General features: G+C 71.8%; 17 protein-coding genes. 1 reads left to right on the forward strand and 16 read right to left on the reverse strand.

What is annotated here, in order from left to right:
- Positions 1-6 precede the first annotated feature (6 nt).
- The 16 genes from ASF28_RS19485 to bchF form a co-directional block, all read right to left on the reverse strand.
- A complete protein-coding gene (locus ASF28_RS19485; protein WP_056096669.1) occupies positions 7-1,704 on the reverse strand; it encodes a magnesium chelatase subunit D in 1,698 nt (565 codons plus the stop codon).
- Entirely contained in the window at positions 1,701-2,675 is a 975-nt protein-coding gene (gene bchI / locus ASF28_RS19490) for a magnesium chelatase ATPase subunit I (protein WP_056096798.1), read from the reverse strand. The genes ASF28_RS19485 and bchI overlap by 4 nt, the downstream gene beginning before the upstream one ends.
- Before the next feature lie 252 nt (positions 2,676-2,927).
- On the reverse strand, positions 2,928-4,145 hold the full coding sequence (gene hemA, locus ASF28_RS19495) for a 5-aminolevulinate synthase (RefSeq protein ID WP_056096671.1): 1,218 nt from the start codon (positions 4,143-4,145) through the stop codon (positions 2,928-2,930).
- 46 nt (positions 4,146-4,191) lie between these two features.
- Entirely contained in the window at positions 4,192-5,064 is an 873-nt protein-coding gene (puhE, locus tag ASF28_RS19500) for a putative photosynthetic complex assembly protein PuhE (RefSeq protein ID WP_082476681.1), read from the reverse strand.
- A gap of 4 nt (positions 5,065-5,068) precedes the next feature.
- Positions 5,069-6,106, reverse strand: coding sequence for a magnesium-protoporphyrin IX monomethyl ester (oxidative) cyclase (gene acsF / locus ASF28_RS19505; RefSeq protein WP_056096800.1), 1,038 nt, complete (start codon positions 6,104-6,106; stop codon positions 5,069-5,071).
- A gap of 41 nt (positions 6,107-6,147) precedes the next feature.
- Complete coding sequence (locus ASF28_RS19510) at positions 6,148-6,450, reverse strand: hypothetical protein (RefSeq protein WP_056096674.1); 303 nt, start codon at positions 6,448-6,450, stop codon at positions 6,148-6,150.
- The gene (gene puhC / locus ASF28_RS19515; protein WP_056096677.1) at positions 6,447-6,911 is read right to left on the reverse strand and encodes a photosynthetic complex assembly protein PuhC; all 465 of its coding nucleotides are present in this window, start codon (positions 6,909-6,911) and stop codon (positions 6,447-6,449) included. The genes ASF28_RS19510 and puhC overlap by 4 nt, the downstream gene beginning before the upstream one ends.
- 11 nt (positions 6,912-6,922) lie before the next feature.
- Positions 6,923-7,600 carry a photosynthetic complex putative assembly protein PuhB gene (gene puhB / locus ASF28_RS19520; RefSeq protein ID WP_056096682.1) on the reverse strand — a complete coding sequence of 226 codons (678 nt, stop codon included), beginning with the start codon at positions 7,598-7,600 and terminating at the stop codon, positions 6,923-6,925.
- Positions 7,597-8,373, reverse strand: coding sequence for a photosynthetic reaction center subunit H (puhA, locus tag ASF28_RS19525; protein WP_056096685.1), 777 nt, complete (start codon positions 8,371-8,373; stop codon positions 7,597-7,599). The genes puhB and puhA overlap by 4 nt, the downstream gene beginning before the upstream one ends.
- Before the next feature lie 17 nt (positions 8,374-8,390).
- Complete coding sequence (locus ASF28_RS19530) at positions 8,391-9,821, reverse strand: MFS transporter (protein WP_157085660.1); 1,431 nt, start codon at positions 9,819-9,821, stop codon at positions 8,391-8,393.
- Positions 9,818-10,540 carry a magnesium protoporphyrin IX methyltransferase gene (gene bchM, locus ASF28_RS19535; protein ID WP_056096688.1) on the reverse strand — a complete coding sequence of 241 codons (723 nt, stop codon included), beginning with the start codon at positions 10,538-10,540 and terminating at the stop codon, positions 9,818-9,820. Before bchM ends, ASF28_RS19530 begins: the two co-directional genes overlap by 4 nt.
- Positions 10,541-10,551: 11 nt before the next feature.
- Complete coding sequence (gene bchL / locus ASF28_RS19540) at positions 10,552-11,463, reverse strand: ferredoxin:protochlorophyllide reductase (ATP-dependent) iron-sulfur ATP-binding protein (protein WP_056096691.1); 912 nt, start codon at positions 11,461-11,463, stop codon at positions 10,552-10,554.
- The gene (locus ASF28_RS19545) at positions 11,460-15,242 is read right to left on the reverse strand and encodes a magnesium chelatase subunit H (RefSeq protein WP_056096692.1); all 3,783 of its coding nucleotides are present in this window, start codon (positions 15,240-15,242) and stop codon (positions 11,460-11,462) included. The genes bchL and ASF28_RS19545 overlap by 4 nt, the downstream gene beginning before the upstream one ends.
- Positions 15,217-16,779 carry a ferredoxin:protochlorophyllide reductase (ATP-dependent) subunit B gene (bchB, locus tag ASF28_RS19550; RefSeq protein ID WP_056096695.1) on the reverse strand — a complete coding sequence of 521 codons (1,563 nt, stop codon included), beginning with the start codon at positions 16,777-16,779 and terminating at the stop codon, positions 15,217-15,219. The genes ASF28_RS19545 and bchB overlap by 26 nt, the downstream gene beginning before the upstream one ends.
- Positions 16,780-16,783: 4 nt before the next feature.
- Positions 16,784-18,067, reverse strand: coding sequence for a ferredoxin:protochlorophyllide reductase (ATP-dependent) subunit N (locus ASF28_RS19555; RefSeq protein ID WP_056096698.1), 1,284 nt, complete (start codon positions 18,065-18,067; stop codon positions 16,784-16,786).
- A complete protein-coding gene (gene bchF, locus ASF28_RS19560) occupies positions 18,064-18,570 on the reverse strand; it encodes a 2-vinyl bacteriochlorophyllide hydratase (protein WP_056096701.1) in 507 nt (168 codons plus the stop codon). Before bchF ends, ASF28_RS19555 begins: the two co-directional genes overlap by 4 nt.
- Before the next feature lie 120 nt (positions 18,571-18,690).
- On the opposite strand from bchF, the gene ASF28_RS19565 reads away from it, so the two are divergent.
- Positions 18,691-19,764, forward strand: coding sequence for a cobalamin B12-binding domain-containing protein (locus ASF28_RS19565; RefSeq protein ID WP_244475088.1), 1,074 nt, complete (start codon positions 18,691-18,693; stop codon positions 19,762-19,764).
- The last annotated feature ends 34 nt before the right edge of the window (positions 19,765-19,798 follow it).

Genomic DNA, 19,798 nt, shown 5'->3' on the forward strand with positions numbered 1-19,798 from the left:
GCTCCCTCAGGTGGCCGCCCGGATGGCGGCGCTCATCGCCCCCGCATCGGCGTAGGGCAAGGGGAGGTAGCGCGCGCCCATGGCCTCGGCGAGGCGGCGGGCGGTGTCCTGCGGCCGGGCGGCGGTGTCGATGAGGATGGTGCGGATGCCACCCGTGCGTAAGGCCGTGGCGGCGCAGAGCGCATCCGCCCCCGCCTGCGCCCGGCCGGCGACGCCCGAGCGGGCGACGTTGGCGCGCCCGTCGGTGAGCACCACCACCACCGGCGTGCCCCCGCCCCGGTGCACGGTGCGGGCGAGCTCCGCCGCCGCGTCGAGGCCGGCGGCCAGCGGCGTGCCCCCGCCGCCCGGAAGGGCGTTGAGTCCGCGCCGGGCCCGGGCCAGTGCGCGGGTGGGCGGCAGGATGAGGTCGGCGCGCGTCCCGCGAAACGCCAGGACGGCGACGCGGTCGCGGCGGGTGTAGGCCTCGGCGAGCAGCAGCTCGACGGCGCCCTTGGCCTCGGCGAGGCGCTCCAGGGCGGCCGAGCCCGAGGCGTCGACGGCGAAGATCGTCGTGGTCTGCGTGCGCTGGACGAAGCGGGCGATGCGCAGGTCCTCCGGCCGGATCCGGATGCGCCGGGGCTCGCCCTCCCTCTGGCGCAGGCGCTGCCAGGGGACGGCGGCGCGCAGGGTCTCGACGAGGGCGAGGCGCCCGTGGCGCGGATCGCCGGCGCGCGCGCTCAGGGGCCGACCGGCGTGGCGCGCGGCGGCGGCGACGCCCGCCTTGCCGGCGCGGGGCAGGCGCGGGCGGGCCCCGGCCGCGAGGAGCCCGGCGAGGAGGCCGGGCGGCAGGGCGCTGCGCGCGGCCTCGACCATGCGCTCGTCGAGGGGGGCGGGATCGTGCGCGTCCTGTCCGGCACTGGAGTCCGGTTCGGGGGCCGTCTCCGTCTCCGGCTCGGGCGTCTCTTCTTCGGGGGCCTGCGCGGGCATCCGCGTCGCCCGCGGGCCGAGGACGAGGCGGGCGGCCAGGACGGTGTCGCCCTCGCCCGGAGCATCGCGCCCGGCGAGACGGGCCAGCAGCCGCGCGACCCGGGCGGCCAGGAGCGGCCCGCGCAGCGAGACCACGCCGAGCGCGTCGGCGGCCTGGCACAGGGCGGCGAGGGCGTCCTCGGCCGGCGGGCCGGTCTCCGCGACGGGGGACGGTTCCTCCGGCGTGACCGCGTCGCGCCAGGGGATGTCCGTGAGGTCGATGTGGAAGGCAAGGCGGTCGGCGAGGGCGTCGGGTACGCGCTCGTCCTCGCCCTGGCCCTCGTCGAGGAGGATCACCCCGAGGCGGGCCGGGCGGCATTGGCCGACGCCGTCGCGCTCCACCCGCACGGTGCCGTCGTCGAGGACGGCGGCGAGGCGGGCCGCGAGGCCGGGCGACAGGCGCTCAGCCATGGGCACCACGAGCAGCCCGCCATCGGTCTCGGCCAACAGCCCGGTCTCGGCGACGGGACGTCCCGCCGCGAGGGTGGCGGGCAGGTCGAGGCCGCCGAGCAGGCGCGCATCGGTGATGCTGCCCGGCATCCGCCGGATCGGCCGCCCCGCCGGCCGGGCGTTCTGCAGGACCGCGAGCCAGGCGTCGCGCACCGGCCCCGCCCCGGCGCGCACGACCACACCGCCGATCCCGTGCGGATCGGCCGCCGCGAGGCGCGCCACCAGCACCGCGTCGGCCCAGGTGGTCACGCGGCGAAGACCTCCGCCACGGCCCGCGCCACCCGTGCGGTGGAGCCGGATTCGTCGAGCGGGTTGCGGCGCAGGCGATGGCGCAGGCAGGCGGGTGCGATGCGGGCGAGGTGGTCGATGCCGACGGTGTCGGCGGCCTCGAGGGCCGCGAGCGCCCGGCCCGTGCGCATGAGGGTGAGTTCGCCGCGCAGGCCGTCGGTGCCGAGGGCGAGGCACAGGCGCGCAGCCGCCTCCAGGGTGGCGTCCGGCACGGTGAGCGAGGGCAGGTACGCGCGGGCGCGGTTGAGGGTCTGGCGGATCGTGGCGTCGGCCTCGGCATAGGCGGCGCAGAACGCCTCCGGGTCGCGCTCGTAGGCGTCGCGCCGGCGCACCACGTCGATGCGGGTGGGGAGATCCGTCGGCGTCGTCACCTCGACGGCGAGGCCGAAGCGGTCGAGGAGCTGGGGCCGCAACTCGCCCTCCTCCGGGTTGCCGCTGCCCACCAGCACGAAGCGGGCGGGATGGCGGATGCTGAGGCCCTCGCGCTCGACGGTGTTCACGCCCGACGCCGCCACATCGAGGAGGAGGTCGACGAGGTGGTCGTCGAGGAGGTTGACCTCGTCGATGTAGAGGAAGCCCCGGTTGGCCCGGGCCAGCAGCCCCGGCTCGAACGCCTTCTGCCCGTGGGCGAGCGCCCGTTCGAGGTCGAGGGCGCCGACCACCCGGTCCTCGGTGGCGCCGAGGGGCAGGTCCACCACCGGCACCGGGACGCTGTGAGCCTCGAGGCCGCCGGCGTGGTCGCGGCAGCGGTGGCAGAGATCGCCCGGCCGGGCGGGATCGCAGGCATAGGGGCAGCCGACCACCGCCCGCATGGGCGGCAGCAGGGCGGCGAGGCCCCGGATCGCCGTGGACTTGCCCGTGCCGCGATCGCCGAAGACGAGGACGCCGCCGACGGACGGGTCCACGGCCGCGATGAGCAGCGCCTGGCGCATCTCGTCCTGGCCGACGATGGCCGAGAACGGGAAGGTCGGGGCCGCCGCGCGCGGAGTCGTGGGCGCGTGGGCGGCGCCGTTCGGCTTCGGCCGCGGGGGGCGTCCTTCCGTCCGAATCGCGTCGGGCTTCGCGTTGAGGGGCGAGACGGAGGCCGGTTCACGGGACATCGCGTGGGTCGATCCGTTGACGATCATAGGGCTGCCCCTTTGTCTCGACGCGTCGTGCGCCTCCTCCCCGCGAGGGCGGAGACCCTACTCCGCCGCCGCGCGCTCGACGCCCATCCGACCCCAGATGGCGCTGAGCGCGTCCACCAGATGGTCGATGTCGGCATCCGTGTGGAGCGGCGACGGGGTGATGCGCAGGCGCTCGGTGCCGCGCGGGACCGTGGGGTAGTTGATCGGCTGGACGTAGATGCCGAACTCGTCGAGAAGGGTGTCGCTGATCGCCTTGCACAGCACGGGGTCGCAGACCATGACCGGCACGATGTGGCTGTCGTTGGTCAGGTACGGGATGCCGGCCGCATCCAGGCGCGCGCGGACGGCGGCGACGCGCTCCTGGTGCCGGGCCCGCTCGGTGCCGCTGGCCTTGAGGTGGCGGATGCTGGCGGCCGCGCCCGCCGCCACGGCGGGGGGCAGCGAGGTCGTGAAGATGAAGCCCGAGGCGAAGCTGCGGACGAAGTCGCAGAGCTTGGCCGAGGCGGTGATGTAGCCGCCATGCACCGCGAACGCCTTGCCGAGCGTCCCCTCAATGACGTCGAGGCGGTGGGCGAGGCCGTCGCGCTCGGAGATGCCGCCGCCGCGCTGCCCGTAGAGGCCGACGGCGTGGACCTCGTCGAGGTAGGTGAGCGCGCCGTGGGCTTCCGCCACGTCGCAGATCTCCGCGATGGGGGCGATGTCGCCGTCCATGGAGTAGACCGATTCGAAGGCCACGAGCTTCGGGCGCGACGGATCGACGAGGCGCAGCTTGCGGTCGAGGTCCTCCGGATCGTTGTGACGGAAGATGTGGCGCTCGGCCCGGCTCGCCTTGATGCCCTCGATCATCGAGGCGTGGTTCTCCGCGTCCGAGAACACGGCGCAGTTCGGCAGCTTGCCCGCGAGGGTGCCGAGCGCCGCCCAGTTCGAGACGTAGCCGGAGGTGAACAGGAGCGCGGCCTCCTTGCCGTGGAGGTCGGCCAGCTCCTGCTCCAGCAGCACGTGGTAGTGGTTGGTGCCGGAAATGTTGCGGGTGCCGCCGGCCCCGGCGCCGCAGCGGTCGAGGGCCTCGTGCATGGCGCCGAGCACCGCCGGGTGCTGACCCATGCCGAGATAGTCGTTGGAACACCACACGGTCACCGGCCGGGTGCCGCCGGGGCTGTGATGGGTGGCGTGGGGGAAGCGGCCGTTGTGGCGCTCCAGGTCGGTGAACACGCGGTAGCGGCCCTCGCGGTGGAGGCCGTTGAGCTCGGCGGCGAAGAAGTCTTCGTAGTTCATGCCTGTCCCCTTCCCGTTTTTATGGTGGTCTTTGCGATCGTGACGTTCAGCCTACGGTTTCGCGCGCCTCCCGCCCCCTTGCGGGCAGGGGCGGTGCCGGGGCGGTCGCGCCATACTCGGCCCCACCTGCTCCGCGGGAGGGCGAAGCGAGCACGTCGGTCCCCTTCCCCGGCAGGCTCCAGGCCCACAGGGCGGCCGAAGGCAGCGGCAGCATGAGGAAGCCGTGCTCCAGGGTGGCGAGGGCCATCAGGGTGGTGACGATGGTGAAGCCGACGCGTTCGTGGGCGTCGAGTCCCTCCCCGAGGGCGGCCCCGGCCAGCCACGCGGTGCCGAGGCCGGCCAGGACGACGGAGACGGGGAACAGCGGGTTCATCGCCCGGTTGCGCAGGAAGCCGGCGAGGTAGGCGAGGTGTGCCGGCAGGAACTCGGCGTTGAGGTTGCGCACGCCGAGGAACATGTTGAGCCGGGCCGAGAGATTCATGGCGGCCAGGATGAGGTAGGTCCACAGGGCGAAGCGGTTGGGGCCGCCCCAGGTCAGCCACAGGATCGCCAGGCCGCCGGCGATGATGGCCGCCTCGTGCCACAGGCTGGTGGCGAGCGCCGCCCGGAAGCGGGCGAAGCCCCGGGCGCCCGGCGGACACGCCTGCGTGCGCGGCCCGGAGACGAAGCCCATGTAGTAGCTCATCTCCTGCCAGCCCCAGACCAAGAGCGCGCCGGTGAAGGCGGTGTAGGCCCCCGCCTCGCTGGTGTCCGCGGCGCTGGCGCCGATGGCCCACAGGGCCCCGGCCAGCACCAGGGTGCCGCCCGCCATGCTCCAGGGATGGGTGGCACGCGGGCGGTGATCGAGCAGGATGATGAGCCCGGTGGAGAACCACCAGATCACCACCGCGTAGAGGGCGGGGACGGCGTGGGCGGCCATCGCCCTACCAGACCGGCTCGAGGCGGATTTCGGCGGGCATCGGGTTGTCGAGGGTCGGCAGCGCGTAGAGCCTGGCGAAGTTCACCGCCGAGGCCGCGATCCAGGCGCCGTGCTTGAGCCTGCCCATCAGCCCGCCCTGCGCCTTGGCGTCGGCGATGCCGTTGGAGCAGGCGAGCAGCCGGTCGAGGGCCCGCTTGAATTTCGGGTTCTCGAGGTCGAGGGTCAGCGGGAAGGTCTGCTTCGAAATCTCCGAGGTGATGCGGAAGACCTTGAAGTCGTAGTCGGTCGGATCGACGCCGAGGGCCTTGTGGAAGGCCGGTCGGCAATGGTCGCGGACATACATGGTCGCGAACACGGCGAGCAGGAAGAACTTGATCCAGTAGCGGTTCAGGCCCGAGGTGAGCTTCGGGTTGGCGCGCATGAGCAGGGCGAAGGCCTCGCCGTGGCGGAACTCGTCGTTGCACCACTTCTCGAACCATTTGAAGATCGGGTGGAAGCGCCGCTCCGGATGGCGCTCAAGCTCGCGAAAGATGGTGATGTAGCGGGCGTAGCCGATCTTCTCCGAGAGGTAGGTGGCGTAGAAGATGAACTTCGGCCGGAAGAAGGTGTACTTCTTCGACTTCGTCAGGAAGCCTAAGTCCACGCCGATGCCGAAATCCTTCAGCACGTCGTTGATGAACCCGGCATGGCGGGCCTCGTCGCGGCTCATGAAGCCGAACAGCTCGCGGATGTCGGGGTTTTTGGCGCGCTTTCGCATCTCGGCGTAGAGCACGCAGCCCGAGAATTCGGCGGTGATGGACGAGACCAGAAAGTCCATGAACTCCTTGCGCAGCTCCGGGTCGAGGCCGGACATGTCGGCGTCGAAATCGGAATTGCGGGTGAAGTGGCGCTTGTTCGGGTCGTCGCGCAGCTCGGCGATGAGCTTGTCCCAGTCCTGGCGCACGGGCTCGACGTCGGTGCGGTCGAGCTCCGCGAAATCGGTGGTGTAGAAGCGCGGCGACAGGAAGGTGGTCTCGTGCGCGGCCTTGGTGCCCTCGTTCATCGGGAGTTTGGGCTTCACGGTCTGATGCTGGATCGAGACGGTCACAGGCGCCTCCTCTCGGAAAAGCTGACTTCGTAGAGTTCAGTGAGTTCGAGGTGGCCGGCGAGCTTGGTCCAGAGCCGCTCCAGGCGCCCGGCCCGGATCACCGTGGCGGTGCGGCGCACCATGAGCCGCTCGCCGTATGGGACGCTCACGGGGGAATCGTGGACCAGGACCTCGTCGCCGGGCTCGATGTCGAAATCGGCGTCGAGGGTGACGTGGGCGTGGAGGCTCTCGGGCGTCTGCTCGATCTCCACGGTGCAGGGCACCTCGACGGTGGTGCGGCCGTTCAGCCAGGCGATCATCGGGCGGCTCCGGGCTCAGGCAGGAGTCGCGCGAATGCGACGAAGTTCGAGGGGCCGAAGGCACCGAGATTGACCGCGCGGCCGGTGAGCTCGTCGTCGAGCTGCAGGCTGCCATCGTCGAAATGGGTGAGGCGGAACGGCGCCTCCCGGCCGAGGCCGGCCCGTAGGCGGGCTTGGCCGAAGCCCCGCAGGGTGGCGCGCATGAAGTTGTCCTGGCCCGGCTCGACGGTGGCGACGAGGGTGCCCCGCGCCGCGTCGCGCAGGAGGATCGCGCCGTCCGGCCGGTCCTCGGCGGTGAGGCGCAGGGTGCGGACGGGTTGGGCCGGGGGCATCCGCGTGAGGCCGACGCCCTCGTGCCGGGCGAGGCCGACGGTGCCGAGGGCGAAGGCGATGAGGAGGCCGGCGCCGACGGGAAACCAGGTCTCCTTGCCGAAGGGGGCGTTCAGCGTGCGTCCGCTCATGGGACTCTCCTTCAGCTGGCGGTGGCGAGGCGCGGACCGCGCGCGCGGGGCCGGATCACCGGGTTTGCGGCCTCTTCGTCGACCTCGCGGGCGGCCGAGAGGGCGCGGGCGAGGATCGCCGCGACGGAGGCCGCGTCGGGCACCGAGCGCATCATCGGTTCGGGGCGCGTCACGTGCCAGGGCCGGGCATGGGGCCAGAGGTGGAGATAGGCGACGCGGTTCCCGGGCTTCACCGCGAGGGCGAGGTCGCCGCTGCCGTCGGAGAAATGCCGGCAGCCGGCCCCGTCAACGAGGCCGAAGGGCAGGTTCAGGGTCATCGGCAGGGCGATGCCGACCCGCATCACCACCCGGCGGTTGGTGATGGTGTAGGTGGTCGAGCGCGCCGAGAGCCAGCCGAGGAGGCAGAGCAGGCCGACGGCGCCGGCGCCGATGGCGAGGGTCGGGCCGGCGGCGAGGGCGGCCTCGACGGGGCGGCCTTCGGCGGCGAGGGGCACGGCCGCCCAGAGGGCCAGTCCGGCGAACCACAGGCCGACGAGGCGGACGTGGAGAGCGCGGAGCGCGATGGCGAAGCCGCCTGGGCGGCCCTGCCAGAGGATGTGCTCGCCGGCGGGCAGGGGGGCCGGCAGGCCGGGCGGTGCGTCGAATCGGTTGGCGGGGACGCCGTGGGGCGGTTTGCGGGCTCGGGTCACAGGAACGCCTCCTGACGGGCGGGGGTGGCGTAGAGGGTGCCGGCCCCGAAGAAGGCCATGATCCGCTCCTCCTCGTAGAGGGTCACGGAATCCGGGTCCTTGTGGGCGGGGATGTCGGCGAACTGGTGGGCCAGCAGGGCCTCGGTCTTCACGGTCCGCGAGAAGCGGCCCGTGCGGCAGAAGGTGTTGGGCATCAGCACCCGCCGGCCGCCGGCGCCGAGCTCGACCTCGTAGTAGCGCACCATGGACTCGCCGCGGTCGACCCACAGGTCGGAGACGGTGCCGGCCGGCTGGCGGTCGGCGCCGAACACGGTCATGCCGATGGGGTTGGGGCCGTCCTCGTGGACGACGAAGTGCTCGGCCACCCGCAGGGGGACGATGCGCTTGTCGCCGTCCCAGGTGCGGTCGTGGGAATCGTCGCGGTCGGCGAACGAACCGGGGCCGATCTGGTCGTGCAGCCCGTCGGTGTCGGGCTCCAGGGGGGCGCCCGGCCAGACCTCGTGCTTGTGGCCGCGGTAGTTCCAGGTGTTGGGACCCTCGTGCGGCGGCGCGCTCTTCACCTCGCCGTTGGAGAGGTGGAAGAACTTCGGCGTCGGGATCAGGATCGGATCGGGCATGGCGCGCCGGCCGGTCAGGCCCTCGGCCTCCAGGGGGTAGCCCTCGCGGCGGTCCTCGCGGCGCAGGTAGAAGATCAGGCCGGCGAAGAAGATCCAGAAAGCGTAGAGCACCACCTGCGCGACATCGACGTAACCCGTGATTTCACCTCTCGACATGGCGTGTCTCCCGGTTCTCAGACGGATGGGTTGGGCAGGGTGTGGATCGGCGCGGCGCGGCGCCGGCCGGCGGGGTCGCGCACCAGGGGGCCGATGGCGACGAGGGTCGCGAACAGCAGGGCGATCTCGAGGTGGTAGACCATGAGATAGCCGGTGGAGGGCTGGTTCATCCCCTCCCCCAGGGCGCCGGAGGTGGCGAGGTACGAGCCGAGGTCGCGCAGGATGCCGCTCGCCGCGATGGCGACGCCGGCGGCACTCGCCTGCACCGCGCCCCAGGCGCCGAGGGCCAGGCCCGTCTCCTCCGGGCCGGCCTTGGCCATGGAGGCCGTGAGGGTGCCGTGGGCGAACAGGCCGCCGCCGAGGCCGATGAGGGTGACGCCGAGGGCGAAGAGCGGGATGGAATCGAGGGGCGCGGCGAAGATCACCGCCGAGAAGGCGAGGATGCCGGTGCCGGTGCCGGCCGCCGCCACCCGGAAGGCGTCGCCGCCCCGGCCGAGCCAGCGCGCGGCCAGGAGCAGGCCGAGTCCGCCGCCGGCCGCCAGCATGGCGGTGAGCGCCGTGGTGGCCGCCACGGGCAGGTGCAGGATCTGCCCGCCATAGGGTTCGAGCAGGATGTCCTGCATGGAGAAGGCGGCGGTGCCGAGCCCGGTGGCGACGAGGCGCCGGCGGGCGAGGCCGCTGTTGGCGTAGGCGGCCCAGGATTGCGAGAAGGTCTGGCGTGGGGCGTGCCGGTCGGTGCGCGACGGATCGCGCGCCTCCTGCTTCCACAGGGCGATGCCGTTGAGCACGACGGTGACCACGGCCGCGCCCTGGATCACCTTGATGAGGCGCAGCGCCGAGAAGTCGGCGAGCAGCAGGCCGAACACCACGGCGCTGACCAGCATGCCGGCGAGCAGCATCACGCAGAGCAGCGCCACCACCTTCGGCCGGACATGGGCGGGCGCGAGGTCGGTCGCCAGCGCCAGGCCCACGGTCTGGGTGGTGTGGAGGCCGGCGCCGACGAGGACGAAGGCCAGGGCCGCCGCGACATGGCCCGGCCAGGTCGGCCCGGTGGTGTCGCCCGAGAGGATCAGGAGGGCGAACGGCATGATCGCGAGCCCGCCGAACTGCAGCAGGGTGCCGAACCAGATGTAGGGCACCCGGCGCCAGCCCAGCACCGAGCGGTGGGTGTCGGAGCGGAAGCCCACGAGCGCCCGGAACGGCGCGAAGATCAGGGGCAGGGACAGCATCACGGCGACGATCCAGGCCGGCACTTCGAGCTCGACGATCATCACCCGGTTGAGGGTGCCGATGAGGAGCACGGCGGCCATGCCGACGGTGACCTGGAACAGGGCGAGGCGCAGCAGGCGCCCCAGGGGCAGCTCGGCGGTGGCGGCATCCGCGAAGGGCAGGATGCCGGGTCCGAGCCGCATGAGGCCCCGGGCCACGGTGTCGCCGAGGCGGATCATGGCGCCCCCCTCCCCGGCGCCGTGCGGACGAGTTCGAAGGCCTGGGACAGGTAGAAGCCGCTGTTGACCCGGTGCGTTCGGGCGAGGGCGAATCCGGAGAGCACCGGTTCGGCGGCCACCCGGCGGCGCAGGGTCGCGTCCGCCACCGGCACGATGGCCGGGGCCCGGTCGGCCCGGGGGAAGGCGCGGCCGGCCCAGTGCATGAGGGTCAGGAGCGGCGTGCGCGGCGCCACGGTGAACACCAGGGAGCCGTCGGTGCGCAGGGAGAGTTCGGCGAGCGCCCGGACGATGTCGGGGGTGGCGTAGTGGATCAGGGAATCCATCGCCACCACGTGGTCGAAGCGGCCGAGCCAGGGATCGAGCATGTCGCCGACGCGAAAGTCGATGCGGGCGGCTTCGGGACGCTCGGCGAGGCGCTCGCGGGCGAGGCCGACGAGGGTCGGCGAGACGTCGATGGCCACCACCTCGGCGCCGCGGCGGGCCGCCTCGATGCTGAGCGCCCCGGTGCCGCAGCCGGCGTCGAGGACGCGCTTGCCGGTGAGATCGCCGGGCAGCCACGACAGGAGGTTGTCCCGCATGGCGTCGCGCCCGGCCCGCACGGTGGCGCGGATTTTCGACACCGGCGCGTCGGAGGTCAAGCGCGCCCAGGCGTCGACCGCCGTGCGGTCGAAGTAGTGGGTCAGTTGTCCGCGGCGCTCGGCGTAGGTGGTGCTCGTCATGGCGCTCACCCTCAATCGAATCCCAAAAATTCGAACAGGTCGCGGTCCTTCATCGGGAGCGCAGCCAGCGGCTTGCCGCCGGCCCAGAGATGGGCGGCGAGGCGCATGTACTCGTCGGTGACGGCGACGAGTTCGGGCGTCGGTTCCATCTCGAACAGGGTCGACTTCTTGAGGCGGGAGCGGCGCACCACGTCGAGGTCGGGGAAGTGCGCGATGCGCTCCAGGCCGACGGCGGCGTTGAAGCGGTCGATCTCGTCGGTCTTGGCCGAGCGGTTGGCGATGACGCCGCCCAGCCGCACGTTGTAGTTCTTGGACTTCGCGTGGATTGCCGCGACGATGCGGTTCATGGCGAAGATCGAGTCGAAGTCGTTGGCCGTGACGATGAGCGCCTGGTCGGCGTGCTGGAGCGGCGAGGCGAAGCCGCCGCAGACCACGTCGCCGAGCACGTCGAAGATGACGACGTCGGTGTCCTCGAGGAGGTGATGCTCTTTCAGGAGCTTGACGGTTTGGCCGACGACGTAGCCGCCGCAGCCCGTCCCGGCGGGCGGGCCGCCGGCCTCGACGCACATGACGCCGTTGTAGCCCTCCGCCACGAAGTCCTCGATGCGCAGTTCCTCGGAGTGGAATTGCACCGCCTCCAGGGCATCGATCACCGTGGGGGCGAGGCGCTTCGTCAGGGTGAAGGTCGAATCGTGCTTCGGGTCGCAGCCGATCTGCAGGACGCGTTTTCCCAGCTTCGAGAATGCCACCGACAGGTTCGACGAGGTGGTGGACTTGCCGATGCCGCCCTTGCCGTAGACGGCGAACACCTTGGCGGTGCCGATCTTGAGGGTCGGGTCGAGTTCGACCTGGACGCTCCCTTCGGGCTGCCGCGGCGCTTGGGGCTGCCGCGACGCGACCGGGTTCCGGATGGCGATGTTCATGCTGCGACCCCTGCGGTGATGCCTTCGAGGCGGTCTTCGAGCTCGTCGCCGGCCTCGCGGAGGGCGTCGAGCATGGCGGCGTCGGGCTGCCAGAAGCCGCGTTCGTGTGCCTCGATCAGGCGGTTGGCGACCTTTGCCGAGGCGGTCGGGTTGAGGGCCGCCATGCGCTCGCGCATGGCCGGATCGAGGACGAAGGTGGCGGTGATCTCGCGGTAGACCCACGGATCGACCTGCGCCGTGGTGGCCGACCAGCCCATGGTGTTGGTGACGTGGGTCTCGATCTGGCGCACGCCCTCGTAGCCGTGGGCGAGCATGCCCTCGTACCATTTCGGGTTGAGGATGCGGGTGCGGGTCTCGAGGGCGACCTGCTCGGTGAGGGAGCGGACGCAACCCTCGCCCCGGGTCTGGTCGCCGATGTAGACCGGGGCCTCGATCCCGCCCTTGGCCCGCTTCACCGCCCGGCTGATGCCGCCCAGCGTGTCGAAGTAATGGTCCACGGTGGTGACGCCGAGTTCCACGGAATCGAGGTTCTGGTAGGCGAGGTCGACGTCGGCGAGGACGCTCTTCAGGAGCGCGGAACGCTGCACCGGGCGCCCGTCGCGGCCGTAGGCGAAGCCCTTGCGGCGGGAATAGGTCTCGGCGAGTTCGTCCTCGGCGTCCCAGCGGCCGTTCTCCACGAGGTGGTTGACGTTGGAGCCGTAGGCGCCCTCGGCGTTGCCGAAGACCCGGAGGGCCGCCGTCTCGAAGTCGCCGCCGTGGACGCGTTGGTATTCGAGGGTGTGGAGGCGGACGAAGTTCTGCTCCACCGGCTCGTCGGCCGAGGCCGCGAGCAGGCAGGCCTCGGCCAGCAGCTTGATCTGCAGGGGCAGCAGATCGCGAAAGATGCCCGAGAGGGTGACCACCACGTCGATGCGCGGCCGGCCGAGGTCTTCGAGGGCGATGAGTTCGGCACCGGCGAGGCGGCCGTAGCCGTCGAAGCGGGGCCGGGTGCCCAGCAGCGCCAGGACCTGGGCGATGGGGCCGCCCTCGTTCTTGAGGTTGTCGGTGCCCCACAGCACGATGGCGACGGAGCGCGGCAGGGGCAGGCCGTCGGCCCGGTGGCGATCGAGGAGGCGCTGGGCCTGGGCGGCGCCGTCCTGAACCGCGAAGGCGCTGGGGATGCGGAAGGGGTCGAAGCCGTGGAGGTTGCGCCCCGTCGGCAGGATCGCCGGGGTCCGCAGGAGGTCGCCGCCGGGGGCGGGGCGGATGAAGCGGGCATCGAGCGCCCGCAGGAGGGCGGGGATCTCGTGGTCCTGTCCGAGCAGGGCGTCGGTGGCCCCGAGCTCGCGCAGGATGGCGAGGTCGGCGGCCCTCGGCACCGGGCCGCCGGCCTTGAGGGCGGCTTCCGGGCTCGCCCCCGCCACCAGGGCGGCGACGCTGTCGCGCGCCAGCCGGACCCCGTGGGCGGAATCGGCCATGCTGAGCAGCATGTCGATCCGCGCTTCGGACGAGAGCGGCGCGCCGACCACGTGGAGCCCGTGCGGGATCAGGGTGTATTCGAGTTCCAGGACCGCGCGGCCGATGCGGGCGATCTCGGCCCCGGCCTCGTCCCAGGCGGGTTCGGCCGGGGCGAGTTCGACCAGGGCGGCCTGAGCCTGGACCAGGGTGGCGAGGTCGGCCCGCTCGCGGTGCGCGTCTGGGTCCAGGCCGCGCCAGCGCTCGATGGAGGCCTTGAGGTCGACGAGGCCGCGATAGAGCCCCGCATGGGCAATGGGCGGGGTGAGATAGCTGACGAGGGTCGCGGCCGAGCGGCGCTTGGCGAGCGCCCCCTCGGAGGGGTTGTTGGCGGCGTAGAGGTAGATGTTCGGCACGTCGCCGATGAGCCGGTCGGGCCAGTCCGCCGCCGAGAGGCCGGTCTGGCGGCCGGGCATGAATTCGAGGGCCCCGTGCGTGCCGAAATGGATCAGCGCGTGGGCTTTGAAGTCTTCCCGCAGCCAGCGGTAGAAGGCGCAGAAGGCGTGGGTCGGGGCGAACCCCTTCTCGAACAGGAGCCGCATCGGGTCGCCCTCGTAGCCGAAGGCGGGCTGGATGCCGACGAAGACGTTGCCGAACTGGGCGCCGAGCACGAAGATCGACGCGCCGTCCGATTGCTGGCGGCCCGGGGCCGGGCCCCACTGTGCCTCGATCTCGGCGAGGTAGCGCTCGCGCCGCACGTGGGTGTCGGTGGGGATGCGGGTGTGGACGTTGGCGGTGGCCCCGAACCGGGCGGCGTTGCCGGTGACCACGGCCTCGCGGAGCGCCGCGACGCTGTCCGGCACCGTCACGGCGTAGCCCGCGTCCCGCATGGCCGCGAGGGTGTGGTGGAGGGATTCGAACACCGACAGGTAGGCGGCGGTGCCGGTGTTGCCGGCGTTGGGCGGAAAGTTGAACAGGACGAGGCCGACCTTGCGCTCGGCCCGGTCCGAGCGGCGCAGGCGCACCAGGCGCTCGACGCGGGCGGCGAGCATGCCGGCGCGCTCGACACAGGCATGCATGTCGCGGTCGTCCGCGCCCGCCGGGAAGACGCAGGCGACGTGGCAGCCCCGGCAGGGCGCCCCCGACTTGTCGGACCGGCCACCGAACACCATCGGGCCGGTGGCGCCGTCGAGTTCGGGGATCGCCACCATGATGGTGGATTCCACCGGCAGCAGGCCGCGGTCGGAGGCGCCCCACTGCTCCAGGGTCTGCAGCTCGGCCGGGTGGGCGGCGATGTAGGGCACGTCGAGCCGGGCCAGGATGTCCTGGGCGGCGGCCGCGTCGTTGTAGGCCGGGCCGCCGACGAGGGAGAATCCGGTGAGGGAGACTAGGGCGTCGATGGCCGGCACGCCGTCCTTCAGGAAGTAGCGCTCGATGGCCGGGCGGGCGTCGAGGCCGCTGGCGAAGGCGGGGATCACCCGCAGGCCGCGCGCCTCGAGGGCGGCGATGACGCCGTCGTAGTGGGCGGCGTTGTCCGACAGCATGTAGGAGCGCAGGCCGAGTACCCCGACTGTGCCGCGGTTGCCGGTGCCACGGTCGCCGGTTCCGCGGTCGCCATGGCCGGGCAGCGCGCGGGCATCCTCGCCCATCCGTCCGGGCAGGCGCGGATGGTAGACGCCGACCTCCGGGTATTCGACGGGCGGGGCGGCCTTGAGCGTGCCGCGATAGGCCCGGCGCGGGCCGTCGGCGTAGCGGTCCACCAGGGCGCGGACCATGTTGAGCACGTTCTCGTCCGAGCCCGCGAGCCAGTATTGCAGGGTGAGGAAGTAGGCCCGCACGTCCTGGGCGGTGCCGGGGATGAAGCGCAGGATCTTGGGCAGGCGCTTCAGCATCTTCATCTGCTCGGCGCCGGTGCTGGCGGCGCGCGTCTTCGGCGAGCCCCGCAGGCGCTTGAGCAGCGCCATCGGCCCGGTCTGGCTGCCGTCCATGCTGAAGGCGCCGATGCGGGTGAGCCGGGTGGCCGGCGTCGCGCTCATCATGCAGACGAGGGCGTCGCAATCGGCGCGCCGGGCGGCGAGATCGGCCAGGACCGGCTGGAAATGGTCCTCCATGAACAGCATCGCGCAGAGCAGGATGTCGGCGGTGGCGATGTCGGCCCGGCAGCGCGCGAGCTTGTCGGGGTTGGTGCTGAACTCGGTCGCCGCGTGCAGGACGATGGAGAGACCCGGAGCCTCGCGGCGCAGGATGCGGCCCGCCCGCTCGACGGAACTGGCGAGATGCGTGTCCATCGTCACGATGACGACGCGCATGGGGATGAGCTCAGCGGCCGAAATGCGCTTTTGCATCGTACAACGTCTCGACGGTGATGCGGGACAGGGCACGCTCGCGGGCGAACCGCTCGGTGTTGGCGCGGGCCTTGCCGCGCACGAAGAACGGGATCTTCTTCAGCTCCTTCTCGGCCGAGGCCTCCCAGGCGGCCGGGATGGCGTCGGGGGGTGGTGCGGTCGGCGGGATCTCGATGGCGGGAGCGGCCGGTTCCCCTTCCGCCGTCCCGTGCCGGGTCAGGTGCGACGGCGCGGCGCCGTCGTGGAACTCGGCATCCTCGCGGAACATGCCGAGCAGGTGCTCTTCCAGACCCATCATCAGGGGGTGGACGAAGGTGTCGAACAGGACGTTGGCGCCCTCGAACCCCATCTGCGGCGAGTGCCGCGCCGGGAAATCCTGCACGTGCATCGGGGCCGAGATCACCGCGCAGGGCACCCCGAGGCGCTTGGCGACGTGGCGCTCCATCTGGGTGCCCAGCACCAGTTCGGCCTGGGCGGACTGGATCGCCGCCTCGACGTCGAGGTAGTCGTCGGTGATCGTCGCCTCGATGCCGTGCAACGCCGCTTCCGCCCGCACCTCCCGGGCGAATTCGCGGGTGTAGGTGCCGAGCCCCACGACCTTGAAGCCGAGCTCGGCGGCGGCGACCCGGGCGATGGCCAGCGCATGGGTGGCGTCGCCGAAGACGAAGACGCGCTTGCCCGTCAGGTAGGTCGAATCGACGGAGCGCGAGTACCACGGCAGCCGGGAGGGCGCGCCGGCGAGCACCGGGGCCGGATCGACGTCGGCGAGCGCCGCCACCTCCTCGACGAAGCGGGTCGTGGCGCCGACACCGATGGGCACGGTCTCGACCATGGGCTGGCCGAAGGTCTTCTGGAGATGCTGGGCCGCCGCGCGGGCGATCTCGGGATAGAGCACCACGTTGAAGTCGGCCGCGCCCAGGCGCCCGAGATCGGCGGGGCTCGCCCCCCAGGGAGCGACGACATTCACGTCGATGCCGAGCGCCGCCATCAGCTTCTCGATCTCGACGAGGTCGTCGCGGTGGCGGAAGCCCAGGGCCGTCGGGCCGAGGATGTTGCAGCGCGGGCGGCGGCCTTCGCGGGGGGCGGGTTCGACCTTCGGTCCGGCGAGCGCCCGCACCAGCCGATAGAAGGTCTCCGAGGCGCCCCAGTTCTCCTTCTTCTGATAGGCCGGCAGCTCCAGGGGGATCACCGGGATCGGCAGGTCGAGGGCGCGGGCGAGGCCGCCCGGATCGTCCTGGATCAGTTCGGCCGTGCACGAGGCGCCGACGATCATCGCCTCGGGCCGGAACCGGGCATAGGCCTCCGACACGGCGTTCTGGAAGATCGCGGCGGTGTCGGCGCCGAGGTCGCGCGCCTGGAAGGTGGTGTAGGTCACCGGCGGGCGGGCGTCGCGCCGCTCGATCATGGTGAACAGCAGGTCGGCATAGGTGTCGCCCTGGGGGGCGTGCAGCACGTAGTGCAGGCCGCGCATGGCGGTGGCGACCCGCATGGCGCCGATATGCGGCGGTCCCTCGTAGGTCCAGAGCGTCAGCTGCATCGCCTCAGACCTCCAGCCGGGTGCGGCGAACAAGCGGGCGGGCGAACAGCTCGGCGAGATCGCCGGCCTGGTCGTAGCCCTGGATCGGGGTGAACAGCAGTTCGATGGACCACTTGGTGGCGAGCCCCTCCGCCTCGAGGGGATTGGCGAGGCCAAGGCCGCAGACCGTGAGGTCGGGGCGCGCCGCGCGGCAGCGGTCCATCTGCGCGTCGAGGCTCTGGCCCTCCACCACCTCGGTGCCCGCTGGCAGCAGGGCGAGTTCCGGGGCCATGTGGCCGCGATGGAGGTAGGGCGTGCCGACCTCGATGAGCGCGGCGCCCATCTCGCGGGACAGGAAGCGGGCGAGCGGCAGTTCGAGCTGGGAATCGGGGAAGAAGAACACCCGGCGGCCCCCGAGCAGCGCCCGGTAGGGGGCGAGCGCCTGCTCGGCCCGGCGCAGGCCGGGGGCGGTGATGTCGGCAAAACGGCGGGGCGCGACGCCGAACGCGTCGGCGGCCGCCCGCAGCCACGCGGTGGTGCCCTCGGCGCCGAGGGGAAACGGTGCGGGAATCCGGGTCGCGCCGCGCGCTTCGAGGGCCCGCGCCGTATCGGCGAGGAAGGGCTGGGCCAGCAGGATGCGGGTGTTCGGCCCGATGGCCGGCATCGCACCCGCCCGCCGCGCCGGCAGGAAGGCGACGTGCTCCAGGCCCATGCCGGCGAACAACCGCGAAAACTGGTCCTCGACCACGTCGGCCAGGGCGCCGACCACGAGGAGGGAGGGGGCGGCCTCGGCGTCGGCCTGCGGCAGCGCGGGCACGAGGGCGGCGAGGCAGGCATCCTCGCCCTGCGTGAACGTCGTCTCGATGCCGCTGCCGGAATAGCTCAGCACCCGCACGTCCGGACCGAGGCTCTGCGACAGGCGCTGGGCGGCGCGGGGCAGGTCGAGCTTGATCACCTCCGACGGGCACGAGCCGACGAGGAACAGCAGCCGGATGTCGGGCCGGCGCTCGATGAGCCGGCGGGTGACCCGGTCGAGCTCCTCGTTCATGTCGGCGAGGCCGGCGAGATCGCGCTCGTCGATGATGGCGGTGGCGAAGCGCGGCTCGGCGAAGATCATGACGCCGGCGGCCGACTGGATGAGATGGGCGCAGGTCCGCGAGCCGACCACGAGGAAGAACGCGTCCTGGATCTTGCGGTGCAGCCAGACGATGCCGGTGAGGCCGCAGAACACCGCCCGCTGTCCGCGCTCCTGGCGGATGGTGACCCCGCAGGTGGGATCGGTGGCGGAGAGCGGAACGTGGGCGTTCATCGCGCCCCCTCCGGGGAGAGGTGCAGGGCGGGGCCGGCTTGGAGGCGCGCAGCCCTCAGCTTCAGGAGGAACTGCGTCGCGTTGATCGCGTAGGAGGCGTAGGCGGCGAGCGCCAGGAGCATCAGGCCGGTGGTGTCGAGCCAGCCGGTGGCCAGGGCGACGAGATAGAGGCTGTGCAGGGCCAGCACGAGCATGCTGACCATGTCCTCCCAGTAGAAGGCCGGGGCGAACAGGTAACGTCCGAAGACCACCTTCTCCCAGATCGAGCCCGTGACCATGATGGCGTAGAGCAGGCCGGTCTTGGCGACGATGGAGACGTTCGCCGCGAAGGCCCCTTCCCCCGACGCCAGGGTGCGCAGGACGAGGGCGAGGCTCACCAGGAACACGAGAAATTGAAGCGGGGCCAGAACGCCCTGGACCAGGGTCCAGGCGGTGGCGTCGCGGCGCGCCCGCTGCTGGGCGTCGTAAAGAGGCTGTCTCGTCCGGCTCCCCCTTTGGCTCATCGCCCGCGCCCTCGCTCCGCCCCGACGCGAACCCCTCTTCGGAGGTTCGTTGGAGGGAGGTTAGGAACCCCATCCGCGAGTGTCAAGCTGGCTTTACGTCAAAGGATGATTACAGATTGAATGCAGAATAGTTACAGGCTCGGCCTTGTCAAAATGGTTCCGAAGCGTATCGTCGCGCCCTATCCGGTCACCTTACGAGTCGATTGGAACAAGCGGGCACGCGAGAAAGACGTGCCGCTAAGGTTGTGGAAGCTCGACGCACAAGATCGTAGCGAAGCAAAAATGCCGTCAGCGACATTGGAGGCTCCAATGGATGAGATGAGGCAGTCCGTAGAGGGCTTCACTTACGAAGGGTCCGGCGGCGACGTCTCCGACCTGTGCCGAGCCGGTCTCGAAGCGAGGCTCAGTCTCGTTCCGCGCGGCGACCATTGGGGCGGCGATCTCGCCCGCCTCGTCGAGGCCGAGATCATTCCCCGCCTGATGATCGTCCACCGGCCCGAATCGCACGCCGCAATCGGCATTATTTTGCCGAGCCCCGAGCAGATCGAGACCTTCAGCACGCTGATGCTCGCCCCCGCCGAGGATGAGGTGGAAGCCCGCATCGCCGCCCTGATCGACAAGGGCCTCACCCCCGAGAGCCTGCTCCTCGATCTCCTCGCGCCCACCGCGCGCCACCTCGGAGTCCTCTGGGAGGAGGACCTGTGCGATTTCACCGAGGTCACCGTGGCCATGGGCCGGCTGCAGCGGATCATGCACGAGGTCACCCGGCGCTTCGGCGGGGAGACGCCGCAGCACCGGCACGGGCGCAGCATCCTGTTGCTGCCCTGTCCCGGCGAACAGCACAGCTTCGGCTTGGCCGTGGTCGAACAATTCTTCCGCGATGCCGGATGGGACGTCACCAGCACGGTGCGTGACCCCGGCGGCGACCCCCTCGCGCGCGTCCGGACCACGTGGTTCGACGTCATCGGCCTGTCGCTCGCCTGTGAGGCGCTGCTGCCGACTCTCGTGAATGTCGTCGCCGGCCTGCGGCGCCATTCGCAGAATCGCGCCGTTCGTGTCATGGTCGGCGGCCCGGTCTTCACGGCCGATCCGGATTCTTGCAAATGCGTCGGTGCGGATGCGACCGCAGGTGACGCCCGCCACGCGATCAGCACCGCCGAAAGCCTGCTTGATCTCCCGGCCAGACCCTGCTGAAAGACCCGCCCGACCACATCACGACGTGGTGATC

It is taken from the genome of Methylobacterium sp. Leaf99 (assembly GCF_001422375.1).
Lineage (GTDB): Bacteria > Pseudomonadota > Alphaproteobacteria > Rhizobiales > Beijerinckiaceae > Methylobacterium.